Origin of the sequence: Reinekea sp., from assembly GCF_046710285.1 — a bacterium.
GTDB lineage: Bacteria > Pseudomonadota > Gammaproteobacteria > Pseudomonadales > Natronospirillaceae > Reinekea.
The window spans coordinates 45232-61175 of record NZ_JBKEGY010000023.1 but is presented as its reverse complement, the minus strand read 5'-3'; the positions used below and the strand labels follow the sequence as shown (position 1 = coordinate 61175).

Genomic DNA, 15944 nt, shown 5'->3' with positions numbered 1-15944 from the left:
TGCGTTGCGAAGACTCCTACAAATAAATCAATACCACCGTCTGTAGGAGCGCTCGAAGCAAAGCGGAGACGCGATTGCATGGTGCCAAACCATCGTCTCTCCACTGCGTTGCGAAGACTCCTACAAATAAATCAATACCACCGTCTGTAGGAGCGCTCGAAGCAAAGCGGAGACGCGATTGCATGGTGCCAAACCATCGTCTCTCCACTGCGTTGCGAAGACTCCTACAAAACCCTTTGGCCAATCCTCAGTTTTCGATACGTTTAGAATTAGCGTTTTATTCGAATATATTAAAATGGAAACCATTTCGAATTTACGAATGCACTTAACCAACCTTGTTGCGCTGCACTGGCTACGGCCCCTGCGCCACTGTAAGTGATACGGGCATCGGCTAGTTTTTGGCTTTCTACGGTATTGTCTAAGTTAATGTCATCTGGGCGCAACATGCCTTGAATACGAATAAACTCAGCGCCAGTGTTTAAGGTTATCCATTTTTCACCGCGTACTCTTAATACGCCATTGGGCAAAACTTCTGATACCGTCACAGTGATATTGCCGCTTAATGAGTTCGATTGGTCGGCGTCGCCTTTACCGCTAAATTCTCGATCACCACCCAAACTGCCACTCAATGCATCAATAGATGCACCTCCAATTACTGGCGCGGTTAAGCTGGCACTTGATGATTTGCTGGTTTTAGATTGTGATGATTTTTTACCTTGTGTGCTTTCTGATAGTACGACCGTAATAATATCGCCCACACGACGGGCTTTTTTATCGCCGTATAAACTCATGCCATAGTTATCGACAAATAACGAACCACCTGCATTTGGCGGCGGACGTAATGAATCTGAAGGTACGGGCGCAAAATCTGGGTCACCTGGCTTAGCGGCCTGAGGCAGTGAAGATATTTGCATCCCACCGCAGGCACTTAACGCTAAGGTGATTAGCAAGATAAAAAGTTTATTAAAGTGAGTCATAATATTTGCCTCGCATACTATTTTTTACTATAAATTCGACGTAATAAAGCCAAGCATTTGATCGGCAGTACTAACGACTTTTGAGTTCATTTCATAGGCTCGCTGGGTAGCGATCATGTCGACCATTTCTTCAACGATAGTTACGTTCGAGTTCTCTAACGCACCTTGAATAATAGAACCAAAACCGTCCAAACTGGGTACACCGGCTGCGGGCGCTCCACTGGCAGCGGTTTCTAAGTAAAGGTTATTACCAATCGCTTGTAAGCCTGCGTTATTCACGAAGTCGATAACTTCAATATTGCCAATTTCTTCGGGTATGGTATCGCCTTCTGAAACCGCTGATACTATGCCATCTGTGCCTACGGTGATGGTTTTGGTTTGCTCGGGCACTTGAATGTTCGGCTCTAGCGGATAACCGTTTGCGGTCACCACGTTACCTTCTGAATCTAGGTGAAAGGTACCATCGCGGGTGTAACTGATGTTGCCATCGGGCATTAAAATTTGAAAAAAACCACGCCCGTTTATCGCCATATCTAATGGCTGCTCGGTCATGTTTAAATCACCTGCGGTGAACATTTTTTGCGTGCCTACAGTTCGAACCCCAGTGCCTAGCTGCAAACCAGATGGCAGTTGAGTATTTTGAGAACTTTGCGCGCCCGGCTGCCGCTGAACTTGATAAATTAAATCTTCGAAGACAGCGCGCTCTTTTTTATAACCGGTCGTTGAGGCGTTCGCCATATTGTTAGATATGGTCGATAGCGAAATATCTTGTGCTTCTAAGCCGGTTTTACCAACCCAAAGTGCTTTCATCATAATAATTTACTCCTACTATTAGGTTGGTGATTAACTCATCTGTAACACACGTTCAGATGAGCGCGACATATCGTCAGCTGTTTTCATCATCTTCACTTGCGTTTCGTATTGTCGATTAAGTGACAAAATATTGGTGAGCTCAGCAACCGAATTGACGTTACTACCCTCAACAAAACCGGTGACGACGGTCATTAATGGATCGGCCGGAAGTATCGCGGGACCTTCGGAAGGTCTAAATAAACCATCGGTGCCTTTTTCAAAGGTTTGTAATTCTGGATTAACAATTTTCAACGCATCAACCGCGACCATACCCTGAGGACCAGCACCCGGTGGGCGGATTGAAATCACACCATCAGTGCCAATTTCTACGCGTTGATAAGGCGGCAATACAATGGGGCCGCCCTCTCCTATAATTTGCTGGCCACTGCCGTTGATTAACTCACCTAAGGGTGTGACCGAAAAGTCACCACGGCGTGAATAAGCTTCTTGGCCATTTGCATCAAGGATAGAGAAAAAACCATCGCCAGTGATAGCAGTGTCTAATTCATTTCCAGTTTCAATTAATGCGCCATCGTTAAAATCGGAAGCAGGACGTTCGGTGAGCGCAAAAGCACGAGACGGGTGATGCTCACCCCACACCGGGATCGCACGAGCTTGAGCCCAATCGGCCTTAAAGCCATAAGTACGAGCATTCGCTAAGTTGTTTGAATGAGAGGTCTGCGAAAGCATATTGTTCTTCGCACCGGTCATCGCAATATATACTGCACGATCCATTTTGTAGTCCTAATGTGTTGCTTTGTATAGGGTAATGCGAAAGGTGTGCCAGAAAATTTCCTTTTGGGAAATTTTGGCTACGAGCTGCGGGCTTCGGGCTGCAGGTTACTGATTAATAAGGGGTTTTATGGTCTTTGGAGGGAGTAGATTTATTTAAAAGTATAATAAATCAATAGAAAAAACTGAGCTCTTAAGCCTTGTAGCGGTAAGAAATAGCGGTTAAAAGCGGTGAACGGTTGCCCTTTAGGCAATCGTTCATCCAACAATGTAGGAGCGCTCGTCGCAAAGCAAAGACGCGATAGTTTGGTGCCGCACCATCGTCTCTCCACTGCGTTCCGAAGACTCCTACAAGTTCGATAAAGGCAACAAGCTAACCGGTCTTGAAGTTCATGTTTAAACCCGAAGCCTTAAACCGCTTTTATTACCTCAAATTAATAATCGTCTGCGTCACGGCGTTGGCTGTTTCAATGGTCTTCGCACTGGCTTGGTAGTTCCGCTGTGCGATGATCAAGTGAACTAGCTGTTCCGATAGGTCGACGGTCGAGTCTTCGAGCGCGGCGGATCGTAATGTGCCTAGTAACCCTGTTCCAGGCTCACCGATGGTGGCGTCGCCTGATTCAAAGCTTTCTTGCCATTCGGTTTGCCCTACTGGTGTTAAGCCTTCCATATTCACAAACGATGCGAGTGCTACCTGGCCTAACACCTGTGCTTCGCCGTTGGTGTAGCGGGCAAATATGGTACCGTCGTCGGCTATTTCTAAGTCTTTTAATCGACCACTGGCATAACCGTCTTGTTGAAAGTCGTAGCGGGCAAATGGGCCACCGTATTGCGTGGTGCCGTCAAAGCCAATCACGAAGTTCGAGTTTGTGTTCGGGTCTGGGATAGGAATGCTGCCACCTTCGGCTACATTCAGCGATGTATAAGCACCATTACCACTACCGCTTTCATCAACAGGGTCCCAGTTTGAAATTAAGAATTCACCGGTGTTTTCTTCATCTACGGTACCGTCTGCATTAAAGTACAGCTTAAAGTTCGCCTGTGTTGGCTCTATATTTTCTGGGAACGGTAGCGATGCATCAGGGTCACCTACCGGCTCACCATCAATCAACGCATACACGGTCCAGCTGTTTAGAGCTTGCGGACGCACCGGGTCATCTGGGTCTTTAACATAGTACATTTGTAACTGGTGCTGATTACCTAACGAATCGTAGATAGAAAGCGATGCCGTTTCGTTGTACGACTCTGGATCGTTAGGATCAAAGCGGTTCAATACATAAGGTTCAAAACTTGATTCGCTTAAGCCGTTAAATAGACCGGCTACTCGTGGATCAGGCTCGATCATGGTAAAGCCTTTGTTTAGAACAATATCAACCACACCCCCTACTTTGGCATTCATCTCAGCATCAACACCGCGACCTAAGGTAATGGGCGCTGTGCTGGTGTTACCTTGAATGGTCAAGCCATCGAGAGAGTTTGGCGATTCAATTGCAATTGAAATGTCGATACCAATTGACGAGGTTATTTCAATATTACCGGTATCTGAATTCAACTCAGCACTAATACTGTTAAGCGACGTGCCTGAATAACTGTTGATTTCGTCAACGATGCCTTGGAAATCGTTAGCGGTAATGACTTGCCCGTTAACAAACAGCTCCATATCGCCGCCATTAACATAATCTTCAGCGCGTAACGTTAGGTTAGTTTCAGCAATCGCGGTTACACCGGCATAGGCACTTAATTGACTCGCAATTTGCGACGCTTGTGTGCCTTCTGCAATGGTTACATTGGTGCGCTCATCGTTCTCTTCATCGTAGATCACCAAGCTTTGTTCTGGATATCCGTTGGTGACTTCAGGTTCGCCAATGGTGAGCAACTCGGCCTCGTATTGATCTGATTGCAGAAGTGCATGCAATGCACTTACGTCTAAATCGTCACCAGGTGCTTGAATATTAGTTATAGATATTTGTGAAGCTTCTCCGCCTTCTGTTGCCAAGAATTGAAGTACTTCATTGTCTAAGGCATCTCTAGCGACTACTGCGCGGACACCTATGTAATCGTCTTCTGGCACTGCAGCAAGCTCACGGTTGATTGCTGCCGCCAATTGATCGACGGAATAAACAACCTCTTCAAGTGAAATAGCGACCGAACCAGAACGACCCTCTTCATCAGGCAATGGCACAGATAGGTTCACTCGGAAGGAATGCGTTCTATCAATAGGATCTTCACCTAATGTTTTGGTGGTACTCGTAAAGCCAAAGTTGTCAAGCGATGCAGTGGTTCCCGTTACATCAATATCCATTGGGAATGCACCCGTATCTGCCCGCTCAAAGATGAGTCGCCCATTTACATGGCTTGCTGTTACTTCACCAGACAATGTCGGGTTAGACGCTATCAAACTATTAATTTGAGTTACGAGTTCGTTATTCGACGAATATGTGCCTTGTGGAATCGTCAATCGTTGCTGAGGGCCGCCATCAATACTTATATGCACTTGGTTATCTAATGGCACATCTGGGTTACCTAAAACCACAGTAGGAACAGGAATAGAGGTCGTCGCTATATTAAAGTTAACGACACTCGTTGCCGCAGCGGAAGGGTCAGGCGTTAGTGAAATATTTTGAGGCCCTATGCCCATGTCATTAGAGGTAATGACTAGACGGCTTGACGCATCCGTAGAAACGGTAACCGCATTTGGACCATAGTTTCCACCATACTGAGCGTTAATTTCTGCTTCTAAATCAGTAGCAAGCGCGTTTACATCAACCCACCCACCAACTGGCACGAGTAAAGTACCGGGTTGAGAATCACCTCCTAAGTTTATTGTAAAGTTAATCGCTAGCCCAGCATCTGCTGCTGCAATTGTACCTAGCAGCCCTGACGATCCCGTTAACTGCGTGGACGTTCCTGGAACTAAATCTGTAAACGTTAAGCCCGTTGTATTGTTGCCTTGTACCGTCGCATTTGCTCCAGGATCACTGGTTAGGTCTATAAAACCATTGTTGGCAAATAGGTCTGTTCCTGCAACAGGTGACTGACGATCTGGCGTTATATATGTATCTGGTGCACCAATACCTAAATACCCCTCTGCTGACATTGGGGGCGTTGAAACGACGGTAAGCGTATCACCCGATGCGGTTGCATCTAGTCGCGTAAAATGCAATACGCCTCCAACATGATAAGCCTGAACCAAACCATTTGCAGCACTGCCAGATATTTGCAAATTAATATCTGCAACTAGTGCATCTGCATCTGCATGATTAGTTCCAGCTAGGGTTAAGGTTATCGCCGCGCCGCCGTCTATAGAGATATCCAATTGATTATTTGGATCTTGCCCTAGAGTTTGAATTGGCGTGAATGCTGAACTTGCTGTCATACCTAGTTCATTCATACCAATAGTACTGGTCGTACCAGCTGCAACTGAAGTAATAGAAATGTTATTTGGTCCAGGGTTACCGTTAGCTACAAACTCAAGTCTGTTTGCGTTGAGTGCAAAAGAGCCTTCAGCTGCTAACCCTGCAGACAAACTACCATTTAAATCCGCAACAAAAGCAGCTTGGGTTACATAGCCTGCCGGGTTAAAAGTAAAAGTTTCATTTGAATAAACCGTCCCGCCTACATTAACGTTGTATACCATATTTTGACCGGCAACGGATGCTCCATCAAAATAATTGACGACAGAATCTAGCGAGTTTAAATCACGTCGACTGGTTAATTCTGACGGTGTTGCAACAGCGGTTATATTCAAACCAGAGGCCGAATCGCCCGCTAGTGTAATGCCATGCGCGCCAAAATTTAAAAAGTTAGGATCGGACAAATTATTAACGTTATTCAAAATATCAATAATTGCAGTGCCGTCTGTGGCGTAGGTACCTGCTGTTTCAAAAGTTATACCTCCAATGCTGTTGGCAACGGCTTGTACTTTACCTGCAAGATTCGGGTCCCCATTTATATTCGCATTTATTGAGGAAACCAAATCATCTACATCATCATAAATAATGGAATCTGAAAAGGGTTGTATCGTGACAGTTAATGGAGACAATCCATCATTAATATTGGGTCCTTGTAAAGTAAAGTCCAAGGTCGATGCTGCTTCTGAAGAGTTTGGTTGCCAAGGAAACGCAATACCTGGAGAGGCTCCTGAGTAACCAATCGTACCACCAACTATTTGAGAGGGAGTTCCCGCTGTTGTCGGAATACCAATTGATTCAAGAGTCGTCGTAATATCCTCAGCTGGTCCAGCCTGCGCCACCCCCACAGCCAAGCCATTAGTCTGCGTACGTAAACCTTCTTGCTGCAACACTTGCGCACCCGCTGGTACGTTCACCTGGGATTGAATACCGTGTGTGCCGCGTGGTGGTTGGTTGCCTGCGTCTACGCGCATGTCTTGCAATATGCCAGAAACAATCCCGTTTTGGTTTACCCCATAACCTTGCAGTCTAGCGCCTTGGTTACTTTCAATAAAACCTTGCTTGTTAACATGGAAAATACCTGAGCGAGTATAGGTCACTGTGTTATTTGGGTATTCGGTTACAAAAAAACCATTGCCGTCTATGGCTAAGTCGAGCACTGAATTGGTTTGAGAAATATTACCTTGCTCAAATTTTTGACCAACATTGTTTACGTTAACACCTGAACCGATTGGGTCTTGGCCCATGCCCATAATGGAGGTGGTGTAGGCATCGCCAAATTCCGCACGGCTGGCTTTAAAACCGGTGGTGCTTGCGTTGGCAATATTATTACCGGTGATGCTTAAGTCTTTGTTGGCTGCGGCGACGCCGCTTAATCCTGCTCCGAAACTCATAAACTGACCCTCTTCTATGTCATTCCCGGGTTAGCGGGTGAAAATTCCCAATACATTGGGAATGACTTTAATTTCTATTAGTACACTGCGTTAATTTGTTTCACTTGTGCCATGGTTGCTGTACCACCACCGGCCAAGTTTAATTGAATATTGTTGTTGTCTTTTATGGTGACCGAATCAACACGCTGCGACATGCTGGTATCGAATACTTGGTTCTGGCCAAGCACGTTGCCGCTTATTTGGAATTTGTAGTCACCTGCGGCATGCGGAATAATATTGCCGTTTTCGTCGGTTTCGAATTTATCGTAATCAACGTCAGCAATTTTCCCATTAACTTCTAAATTCGCGCCGTCCCATTTAAAACTCAATTCTCCATTTGGCTGATAACCTAAGGCGACGCTTTCTATAATTTGCCCGGTATCATTGGTAATTTGCAGGGTAAGGCCATCGGTTGCTGCGGGAATATCAGCCATACCAAAAACTAATTCGCCATGCCTTAATGAACTTGAGGTATTACCATCAACCGTAACGGCTCCACCAACTAACGCGCTGGCTTGTAAAGCTTGAGATGACTTATAAGACACGGCCAAATCTTCAAAACCGGCCGACATATTCTGAATGCCTTCAACAGTTGAGAATTGCGCAAGCTCTGCAATAAACTGCCCATTATCTTGTGGTTCAAGTGGGTTTTGGTTATTCAACTGCGCAATCATGAGCTCTAAAAACTCACTTTTACCAAGCTCACCACCAGATTTAGTTTCAGTCTCGTTACGCTCTTTGCTGTAATTGGTGCCAAGGGTATTGGTAACGTTGTTAATATCTGTCATGACTTAGCTACTCCTATTTACCCAACGTTAACGTTTTTTGCATCAACGTTTTGGCGGTATTAAAGACTTCTACGTTGACGGTAAAGGAGCGCGACGCGGACATCATATCGGCCATTTCTTCGACAACATTTACGTTCGGGTAATAAACATAACCATCTTCATCAGCCATTGGGTGTGTGGGGTCAAAGCGAATATCTAACGGGTCTTGTTTTTCAACTATGGCTTGAACTTTTACGCCTTGGCCGACGTCGTGTGCTAAATCGACAGGCACTAAATCTCGGTCAATATAGGATGAGTGCAACTGCTGAAAAATAGGCTTACGGGCGCGGTATGTATCTTCAATACTCGAACTCACCGATTGCGCATTGGCCATGTTACTCGCTGTGGTATTTAAGCGAATAGACTGTGCGTTCATGCCTGAACCAGATATGTCAAAAATGTTACCTAAGCTCATAATTATTCGCCTCTAATTGCGCCAGTTAAGCCAGTGAACTTACGATTTAAAAATTCAAAACTTGAGTTGTACTGCATGGCGTTGCCAGTAAATGCCGTATTCTCAACGTTTTCATCAACAGTGTTGCCGTCTATTGAAGGCTGTAATGGGGTGCGGTAAAGCTGTTCCCAACCTTCGTTTTCACGGCCAGGGATATGTGCGGAATCGGTTTTGCTAACGCCTAAACTCGAAGAGCGTTGTACTTCACCGGCTAAAATAGCTTTAAAGTCAATGTCGCGAGCCTTAAATCCAGGGGTATCAGCGTTAGCTAGGTTATTCGCCAATACAGACGACCGGTCAGAACGAACCAGCAGCGCGTTATCATGAATACCTAATGAGTTAGTAAAACCTAAAGCCGACATGTCTTTCCCCTTTTTCCGCTTTTCCTATATATAAACTAGATAGTGCAAACGCGGTGCCAACTTTATTTATCGTTATATATCAAGGGGTTAGGAGAAATAAGCGGAGGAAGAGCGGCAAGGAGGGGAAAGAAGCTGCTGGCTACGGGCTGCGTGTAACACAGTGGTTCGTTTATTACCCAGAACTAATCACGTATATTTTTATTTTTAAACCCGCAGCACGCAGCCCAAAACATGCAGCGACTTACATCTTTTGACCTTACTCACAACTTGCAGCTAAAAACTTGCAGCTTTCTTTACCCCCCACAACAACGTTTGTACTTTTTGTTGCTGCCGCAGGGGCATGGGCCGTTTCGGCTGTATTTTTTGTCGTTGGCGAGCTCTACTACGCTTTGTTGGTAGAACTGTTCTAGTTCTTTGGTGAGTTGGGGGTGCTTTTTTTGGAGCATTTTGGGTCTTTCAAAAAAGTATTCACTAGCAACGCTGAAGAATTCGGCGTTATTGGTGGCGCCGTAATCTCTGATGTTGCTGGTATTGTTATGGATATCGGCTATTTTTTTGCGGACGAACTCAAACCAAGGGATTGCGTAGGAATATTCTTTTAGACGCTCTGGAAAACCATCACATTGCCCATCAGCCATGTCAATAAGGTGCACAAATTCATGAATGCCTACATTTTGCTTATCTCTGGCATTCATGAAACCTTGGTGCAAGTGAGGTTTGCTTAATGCGAGCTTACCTGCCATCGGGCCGGTGCCTACCATGCCGGATATTAGGGAATCAGGCTCGCCACAGACAAAGTTTGCATTAAATAAAGTAGGTAATAAATAAACAGCTTTCAAATTAAAATAGTGCCATTTAGGAAACGCCCAAACCGGAATGATCGCGCTGGAGGCGACAAGCAGCTTATCTTCATCGGTTACTTCAACATCGACACCGCCTTCAACCTGAGTGGTGTGCAAAAATAATAAAATACGTTTCTCAAAAACAACTCTGTCTTCAGAATTAAGGTTTTGATAATAATTAACCGTACGCTCTAAGTATTTAGACCATTTTAATTGCCAAACAGTTTGATGATCAGGCGGCAAGGTCTTGTGACCAAGCCCGAAAAAAGAAAGCAATGCTGAAAAAAAGTTAGCCAAAGGACGCACCCTAAAAGTTAGTTAAACGAATAATAACGTATGAAAGGCAAGTTTGATAACGACAAAAGCTCAATAACGCCCATCGCGTCTACGCAAGCTCCGAACGCTCCTACAAAAAACGGGTTGGTACTGGATGTGGTTTTTCTTTTGACCTTACACGAAGCCCGCGGCCCGAAGCCCAAAACCAACCTTCGCGTCTACGCAAGCTCCGAACGCTCCTAAAAAAAACGGGTTGGTACTGGATGTGGTTTTTCTTTTGACCTTACTCGCAGCTTGCAGCTATAAACTTGCAGCTAAAAAAGCTTCTAGCTTTTTTTCCGATAAATAATACCCGGCCGACAGTGCACCATTTCATATAAATCGGATAGTCCATTGACTGCTTCCGAAGCGCCGACCATCAGATAACCACCGGGGTTAAGAATTGAGTGGATTCGGGTGAGAATGTCTTTTTTGAAGTCTCCGGTAAAGTAGATAAGCACATTACGGCAGAATATCACATCAAACTTACCGAGCATGGCATAACTATCTTGTAGGTTAAGTTGCTTGAAGTCGATCATGGCGGCTATTTTTGGGTCTATCTTGAATCGCCCACCGTCTATTTCAGAAAAATGCTTTTTCAGTCGCGTAGGATCAAGCCCTCGTCCAATTGCAAGGCTGGCGTATTCTCCTGATTTCGCTTGTTCAAGTGCTGAGGGTGAAATATCGGTGGCGATTATTCGTTCACCGCTGGCAAACACACGGTTTTTAGCCTTATAGTCATTTATGATCATCGACATTGAGTACGGTTCTTGCCCTGTTGAACACGCAGCTGACCATATCCGCATAGGCCTTGCTGGTTTACGCCCATAAAATTCAGGTAAGAGAACCTCTTCCAAAATTCGGTATGGATGATTATCACGAAACCAAAGCGTTTCGTTTGTTGTCATGGCATCAATGACTTCTGTTTTTAACTTATTTTGACCAGGTCGATCAATAGTCTTAATAAGGTCATGCAGATTCGATAATTTGTGCTCAGCCATGAGCTTGCGCAAACGGCTTGAGACCAAATATTGCTTGTTTGCTCCTAAGAAAATTCCGCTGTATTTCTCTAAATAGGCGCAAAATTCATCGTATCCTTCTGTCATATCTGACATATGTGCTTTAACTCTCTTTAATTATTAATGGCACAAAAAACTACTCGCCTATTTAACTTTTTAATGCTTCTTCAACGTCGATTGGTACTTTAACGCCGAGATTAGTAATACGCTCAATTACAACTTGCGCAAGCATATCAGGTTGGAATTTGGCTAAGAAATCATCGGCTCCTACTTTGCTGACCATTGCTTTGTTAAAGACACCACTTAAGGATGTATGTAACACAATATACATATCGTTCAGTTGTGGGTTATTACGTATTTCGGCGGTTAAGGTATAGCCATCCATCTCGGGCATTTCAATATCAGAAATTAACACTGGGTAACGGTCCGATGGCCGTATCCCTTGGTCAACCAAACTTTTAAGATGATCCCACGCTTCTTTGCCATCGTTAAAGGCAACTACCGAAAAGCCAATTTTCTCTAGGGTTTTGGTAATTTGTTTGCGAGCAATTTTGGAGTCATCGGCGATCATAATTTGTAAATTGGGCGCTTGTGCCGCTATTTCTTCTGTAATTAATTCTTCAGAAACATCTTCGTTCATAGGCGATACTTCGGCTAAAATCTTCTCAACATCAATAATTTCAACCAGTTGATCATTGTATTTCGTCACTGCTGTAAGGTAATGCTCATGTCCTGTGCCTTTTGGTGGCGGCTGAATATCTTCCCAGTTCATGTTAATAATTCGCTCAACACCTGAAACTAAGAAGCCTTGAATGCGAATATTATATTCAGTAATAATGACAAAGTGGTCCTGAATATCGCCCAGTGGTGGGTTTCCCGTTGCTAAGCTCAAATCTAAGATGGGAATAGTGCCGCCACGAATATGGGCTACGCCTCTAACCACTGCACTGCTTTTGGGTAGATGGGTCAGCTTTGGGCACTGCAATACTTCTTTAACTTTAAAGACGTTGATGCCATATATTTGCTCACCTTGAAGGCGAAACAGTAAAAGTTCTAATCTATTTTGACCAACCAATTGCGTTCGTTGGTCAACACTTTCCATTACTCCGGCCATAATTTACTCCGTTTCAATCAGGCACAGCAATTGCAGTTGAATTAATACACACAATGGCGCCAGAAATCTGACTCTATATGATTATTAAGCATAGACGGCTATTCCAAGCTAACAACCGTTTAAACCAATATTTTTTTGGGTTATCGGCCTACCTTCGAAAAACATTACCCTCTTTACTGTCAAAATTACTTAAAGTGTTTGTTTTAGCGCTTATCGCTGGCTTACCTGCATTGTGTTATTCACTAGATATATCGGAAGATATCTATGCACTCATTGATAAAACAGCCAAAGAAGCCGCCTCCATTGCTCACCCAGAGGTTCCTTTGGACGATATAGTTGTGACGGCTATGCCATTACACCAAACCATAAGCTCAAAGCAATGTGATGATTTACAGTTCCAAACTCAAGGTCAGCGAGTCGTTGGCCGATTATCTGGTAAACTAATTTGTGCAAACCCAAATTGGTCGGCTTACTTGTCTTACCAAGTCGAGGTGTTTGCTAATGTTGTCGTCACGGCGGAACCAATTTCTCGTGGGGCAACTCTTCAAGCAAGCCAAGTAAAAATACAACGAGCCGACCTTGGTTCGCTTAAAACAGGTTATTTTCACAGTATAGCTGAAGTGCTGGGTTTCACGGCACGTAGGACATTAAAACCAGGGCTAGTGCTCACCAGTTATGTTGCAGAGCCTCCATATTTGGTAAATAAGGGCGATTGGGTGACAATAGTCTCAAGTTCTGGGGCAATTCGCGTCACGGCTACCGGCGAGGCATTAAGATCTGGCCGCTATGGCGAGCAAATACCCGTTAGAAACTTATCTTCGAAGGAAACTATTAAAGGCTGGATCAACAAAAAAGGTTCAATAACTACCCGGAAATCGGAAATTTAATTAATATTCGAATATTTTTAACAAAAAGCCTAAAGTTTCTGGTCATTGTGCCGTTAACACCTACAGATAAATATATTTAGAGAGGACAAAGCAATGCCTATTAATATTAATGGACCGACCCCCACACAAGTCGACCCTAACAAAACCCGACAGAGTCAAAGCTCTAACGGTGTTGCTTCTCAAAAAAGCGGCAATGGCACGGAATCTGCATCTTCAGAAGATGTGGTACAACTTTCCGACAAAGCCCGTGTAATGAAAGCGGTTGAAACCCGTATTCAGAGTATGCCGGACGTTGATCAGGACAAAGTTGACCGCATTCGCAATGCTTTGAGCAATGGCGAATACAAGATCGACTTCGACAAGCTCGCTGACGCCTTCCGTCGCTTCGAATCAGGGTTGTAATACCTGATCACTGCTAAGGGGTGCCAACGGGCAGTCCATAACAAAGGCAGTGACTATGGAAACGCAACTTCTGACTCGATTACAAGAGACGCTTGACGCCTCTGTGTTGTTAGCTCAAGAATTTAATGAATTATTGGAGAAAGAAAAGAAACAACTTACCTCAAAAGAGCTTGAATCGGTAACCGCCCTTCTCCACGATAAAGAAAAATTAACCGCGTTACTGACAACCCACCAACAATCTATTCTTGGTTTTTGCCAAACTGTGGGCATAGACCCAAGTTATGGCTCCCTCCGATCTTACTTGTATCGTACTGGTATAGAGCAAGCTGAACATATTTTACAAGATTGGACTAAACTTAAAAATGCACTCATTAAAAGCCAAGCGTTGAATAAAACCAACGAAGCTATTTTGACGGAGCTTATGCGCAGAAATAAGATCAAACAAACCCTGATCAATAATGTGGGCCGCTACGGCAATACCTATGGTCGCAATGGCGCCAAGCAGGCGGGTCAACCCCTCGGTTGGGTTGAGCAGGTATAGCCGATGTATATTGAACCTTTAACACTCTTTATTTTGGGAGAGTTCTTGGTGGTGTATATCATCATCAACGTTTTCCTATTTTATAAGAGTCGGCTATTAAATGTTTTAATTGCCTTGTTAAAGGAAATGCGCTTTGAAAAACATCGTCGCGAGCAACAAAAACGTAAAGAGCTCGCTGCATTGCGCGCAACCAATAAAGAATTATTGGAAAAAGTTGAGACGGTTGAGACTAGCGCTAAAAGTGCAGGCAAAACCATCCCCGAGCAACTAGAAGCCCGAATTGCAACGCTAACGGAAGCACACCCTCGATCACATAGTTTAGATAGCTCGTTAGAATTTGATGAACCTAGCCAATGGTTAAGAATGCGAATACTAGAGCTAGAAAAGGAGCTATTAAGCGGCAATATTGATGAGTCAACCTGGCAAGAAATGGCCAATGAAACCATTACTCGCTTAACAGAAGCATCGCTTAATTCCGAAGAGCAACGTGCGCTCAAAAAAGAAAATGCCGAGGAAGAACGCTATACCGGTCAGCTTGAAAATGATTTAGAAGACAGCCAACGTCAACTCGACGAAGCAACGACTATGATCGAGCATTTAAAGTCTGAGCTTGAAGACATTAAGTCTATAAACACCCCAACTGAAAACCCTCTGGAAGCACCCACTTCTGGTCGCTACGCTGATGAGCTGTATCGACTCAAGTGCGATAACTTTGATTTGCACGAAGCCATAAACAAACTAAAGCTTGAACTACTTTCCGGTGAAGACTTAACCAGTGAAGATTTAAACGGCTTGCTCGAAAATCAACTGGCGAATATGGAGCAATACATAAAAAGCGCCGATATATCCATTGGTCTCTATGAAAAAGAGCTGCAAGCAGCGCAGGACGAAATTACAAAGCTTAATGCACAAGTATTGCCAGCGGCTGGCAGTGGTACTTCATCTAAACAAGACAACAAGCAAGCTCTGGCAGACCTATCTAGTAAAAACAGCGAGCAAAGCGACGCCCTAGGTATTATCCGCGCATCCATATTGCAACTGCAAAGTGGAGAAAACCTAGATGACACCATTCAAGACTTAGAAGCGGAAATACTACGTCTTGAAAAACTTTTTAAAGAAAGTGAACAATGTATTGTACTAATGGAATCGGCACTTGAGACAAGCCAAGAAGAAGTATCCATGCTCGAAGGCAAGCTCGCCAAACACAAATCTAAAGCACTGCAAAACAAGATGAGCGGCTTAAGTGAAACACAAAAAGGTCAAAAGGACGGTGTTAGTAACATTAAAAACATCATGAACCAGCTGCGCGATGGTGGCGATGAAGAAGCCCTCAGCCAGCAACACAGCGATGAAGTAACCAAACTTGAAGGCTACTTGAAAGAGTCAGAAACCATTATTCAACAGCTCGAAGCAGAACTAGACGAACTCACTGCCCGCCTAGAAAATGTCTCAAAAACACCCAACGAAGATGATTTACGCCAATCCATCGGCAGTAACGAAGACCTCTTAGAGATGGAAGAACTGCTTCAGCAATTTATATCAGATACTCAAAGCTTACTGATGAATATTAATAAGCTAGAAGATGAGAATGCAAAGCTTAAGAAGGTGAAGAATGTTTAAGGCTGCGGGCTGCTAGCTGCGGGTTCAACACTAAAAACCGGTACCTTGGTTAGCACCTAGACTCGCAATTGCCCTTGATCGGGAATATGAGGCACGGATGCCGAAGCTTAGCTTACAGGGATGTACTGGCAGCGACCGAGCAAGGGTGATTGGAGTT

At 44.3% G+C, this 15944-nt stretch carries 14 protein-coding genes; 4 read left to right on the top strand and 10 right to left on the bottom strand.

Annotated features, from left to right (window positions below; all coding sequences use genetic code 11):
• Window positions 1-290 precede the first annotated feature (290 nt).
• From flgH to ACI882_RS14480, 10 genes are all read right to left on the bottom strand, one after another.
• On the bottom strand, window positions 291-977 hold the full coding sequence (flgH, locus tag ACI882_RS14525) for a flagellar basal body L-ring protein FlgH (protein WP_411746433.1): 687 nt from the start codon (window positions 975-977) through the stop codon (window positions 291-293).
• A 27-nt stretch (window positions 978-1004) separates the two neighbouring features.
• Window positions 1005-1790, bottom strand: coding sequence for a flagellar basal-body rod protein FlgG (gene flgG / locus ACI882_RS14520; RefSeq protein WP_411746434.1), 786 nt, complete (start codon window positions 1788-1790; stop codon window positions 1005-1007).
• 30 nt (window positions 1791-1820) lie between these two features.
• Entirely contained in the window at window positions 1821-2564 is a 744-nt protein-coding gene (locus tag ACI882_RS14515; RefSeq protein WP_411744632.1) for a flagellar basal body rod protein FlgF, read from the bottom strand.
• A 421-nt stretch (window positions 2565-2985) separates the two neighbouring features.
• Window positions 2986-7365, bottom strand: coding sequence for a flagellar hook-basal body complex protein (locus ACI882_RS14510; protein WP_411744633.1), 4380 nt, complete (start codon window positions 7363-7365; stop codon window positions 2986-2988).
• A 77-nt stretch (window positions 7366-7442) separates the two neighbouring features.
• Entirely contained in the window at window positions 7443-8192 is a 750-nt protein-coding gene (locus tag ACI882_RS14505) for a flagellar hook assembly protein FlgD (protein WP_411744634.1), read from the bottom strand.
• Between the two features lie 13 nt (window positions 8193-8205).
• Window positions 8206-8646, bottom strand: coding sequence for a flagellar basal body rod protein FlgC (gene flgC, locus ACI882_RS14500; RefSeq protein WP_411744635.1), 441 nt, complete (start codon window positions 8644-8646; stop codon window positions 8206-8208).
• A gap of 2 nt (window positions 8647-8648) precedes the next feature.
• Window positions 8649-9047 (bottom strand): flagellar basal body rod protein FlgB, encoded by a 399-nt coding sequence (gene flgB / locus ACI882_RS14495; protein ID WP_411744636.1) that lies wholly within the window; start codon window positions 9045-9047, stop codon window positions 8649-8651.
• Between the two features lie 293 nt (window positions 9048-9340).
• Window positions 9341-10186 (bottom strand): zinc-dependent peptidase, encoded by an 846-nt coding sequence (locus ACI882_RS14490; protein WP_411744637.1) that lies wholly within the window; start codon window positions 10184-10186, stop codon window positions 9341-9343.
• A gap of 305 nt (window positions 10187-10491) precedes the next feature.
• A complete protein-coding gene (locus tag ACI882_RS14485; RefSeq protein WP_411744638.1) occupies window positions 10492-11319 on the bottom strand; it encodes a CheR family methyltransferase in 828 nt (275 codons plus the stop codon).
• A gap of 52 nt (window positions 11320-11371) precedes the next feature.
• Window positions 11372-12337, bottom strand: a complete 966-nt coding sequence (locus ACI882_RS14480) for a chemotaxis protein CheV (protein ID WP_411744639.1) — start codon at window positions 12335-12337, stop codon at window positions 11372-11374.
• Window positions 12338-12414: 77 nt separating this feature from the next.
• On the opposite strand from ACI882_RS14480, the gene flgA reads away from it, so the two are divergent.
• The 4 genes from flgA (at window position 12415) to ACI882_RS14460 (ending at window position 15787) form a co-directional block, all read left to right on the top strand.
• Window positions 12415-13224, top strand: coding sequence for a flagellar basal body P-ring formation chaperone FlgA (flgA, locus tag ACI882_RS14475; protein ID WP_411744640.1), 810 nt, complete (start codon window positions 12415-12417; stop codon window positions 13222-13224).
• A 93-nt stretch (window positions 13225-13317) separates the two neighbouring features.
• Complete coding sequence (flgM, locus tag ACI882_RS14470; protein WP_411744641.1) at window positions 13318-13626, top strand: flagellar biosynthesis anti-sigma factor FlgM; 309 nt, start codon at window positions 13318-13320, stop codon at window positions 13624-13626.
• Window positions 13627-13681: 55 nt separating this feature from the next.
• Window positions 13682-14167: a flagellar export chaperone FlgN gene (gene flgN / locus ACI882_RS14465; RefSeq protein ID WP_411744642.1), complete on the top strand. Its 486-nt coding sequence runs from the start codon at window positions 13682-13684 to the stop codon at window positions 14165-14167.
• Window positions 14168-14170: 3 nt separating this feature from the next.
• Complete coding sequence (locus tag ACI882_RS14460; protein ID WP_411744643.1) at window positions 14171-15787, top strand: hypothetical protein; 1617 nt, start codon at window positions 14171-14173, stop codon at window positions 15785-15787.
• Window positions 15788-15944 lie beyond the last annotated feature (157 nt).

Excerpts from the sequence above, each read along its gene's own strand:
- ACI882_RS14510 (WP_411744633.1), bottom strand. The coding sequence starts at position 7,365 with ATGAGTTTCGGAGCAGGATTAAGCGGCGTCGCCGCAGCCAACAAAGAC.
- flgB (WP_411744636.1), bottom strand. The coding sequence starts at position 9,047 with ATGTCGGCTTTAGGTTTTACTAACTCATTAGGTATTCATGATAACGCG.
- ACI882_RS14480 (WP_411744639.1), bottom strand. The coding sequence starts at position 12,337 with ATGGCCGGAGTAATGGAAAGTGTTGACCAACGAACGCAATTGGTTGGT.
- flgM (WP_411744641.1), top strand. The coding sequence starts at position 13,318 with ATGCCTATTAATATTAATGGACCGACCCCCACACAAGTCGACCCTAAC.
- ACI882_RS14485 (WP_411744638.1), bottom strand. The coding sequence starts at position 11,319 with ATGTCAGATATGACAGAAGGATACGATGAATTTTGCGCCTATTTAGAG.
- flgH (WP_411746433.1), bottom strand. The coding sequence starts at position 977 with ATGACTCACTTTAATAAACTTTTTATCTTGCTAATCACCTTAGCGTTA.
- ACI882_RS14505 (WP_411744634.1), bottom strand. The coding sequence starts at position 8,192 with ATGACAGATATTAACAACGTTACCAATACCCTTGGCACCAATTACAGC.
- ACI882_RS14460 (WP_411744643.1), top strand. The coding sequence starts at position 14,171 with ATGTATATTGAACCTTTAACACTCTTTATTTTGGGAGAGTTCTTGGTG.
- flgC (WP_411744635.1), bottom strand. The coding sequence starts at position 8,646 with ATGAGCTTAGGTAACATTTTTGACATATCTGGTTCAGGCATGAACGCA.
- flgG (WP_411746434.1), bottom strand. The coding sequence starts at position 1,790 with ATGATGAAAGCACTTTGGGTTGGTAAAACCGGCTTAGAAGCACAAGAT.
- flgN (WP_411744642.1), top strand. The coding sequence starts at position 13,682 with ATGGAAACGCAACTTCTGACTCGATTACAAGAGACGCTTGACGCCTCT.
- ACI882_RS14515 (WP_411744632.1), bottom strand. The coding sequence starts at position 2,564 with ATGGATCGTGCAGTATATATTGCGATGACCGGTGCGAAGAACAATATG.
- flgA (WP_411744640.1), top strand. The coding sequence starts at position 12,415 with ATGATTATTAAGCATAGACGGCTATTCCAAGCTAACAACCGTTTAAAC.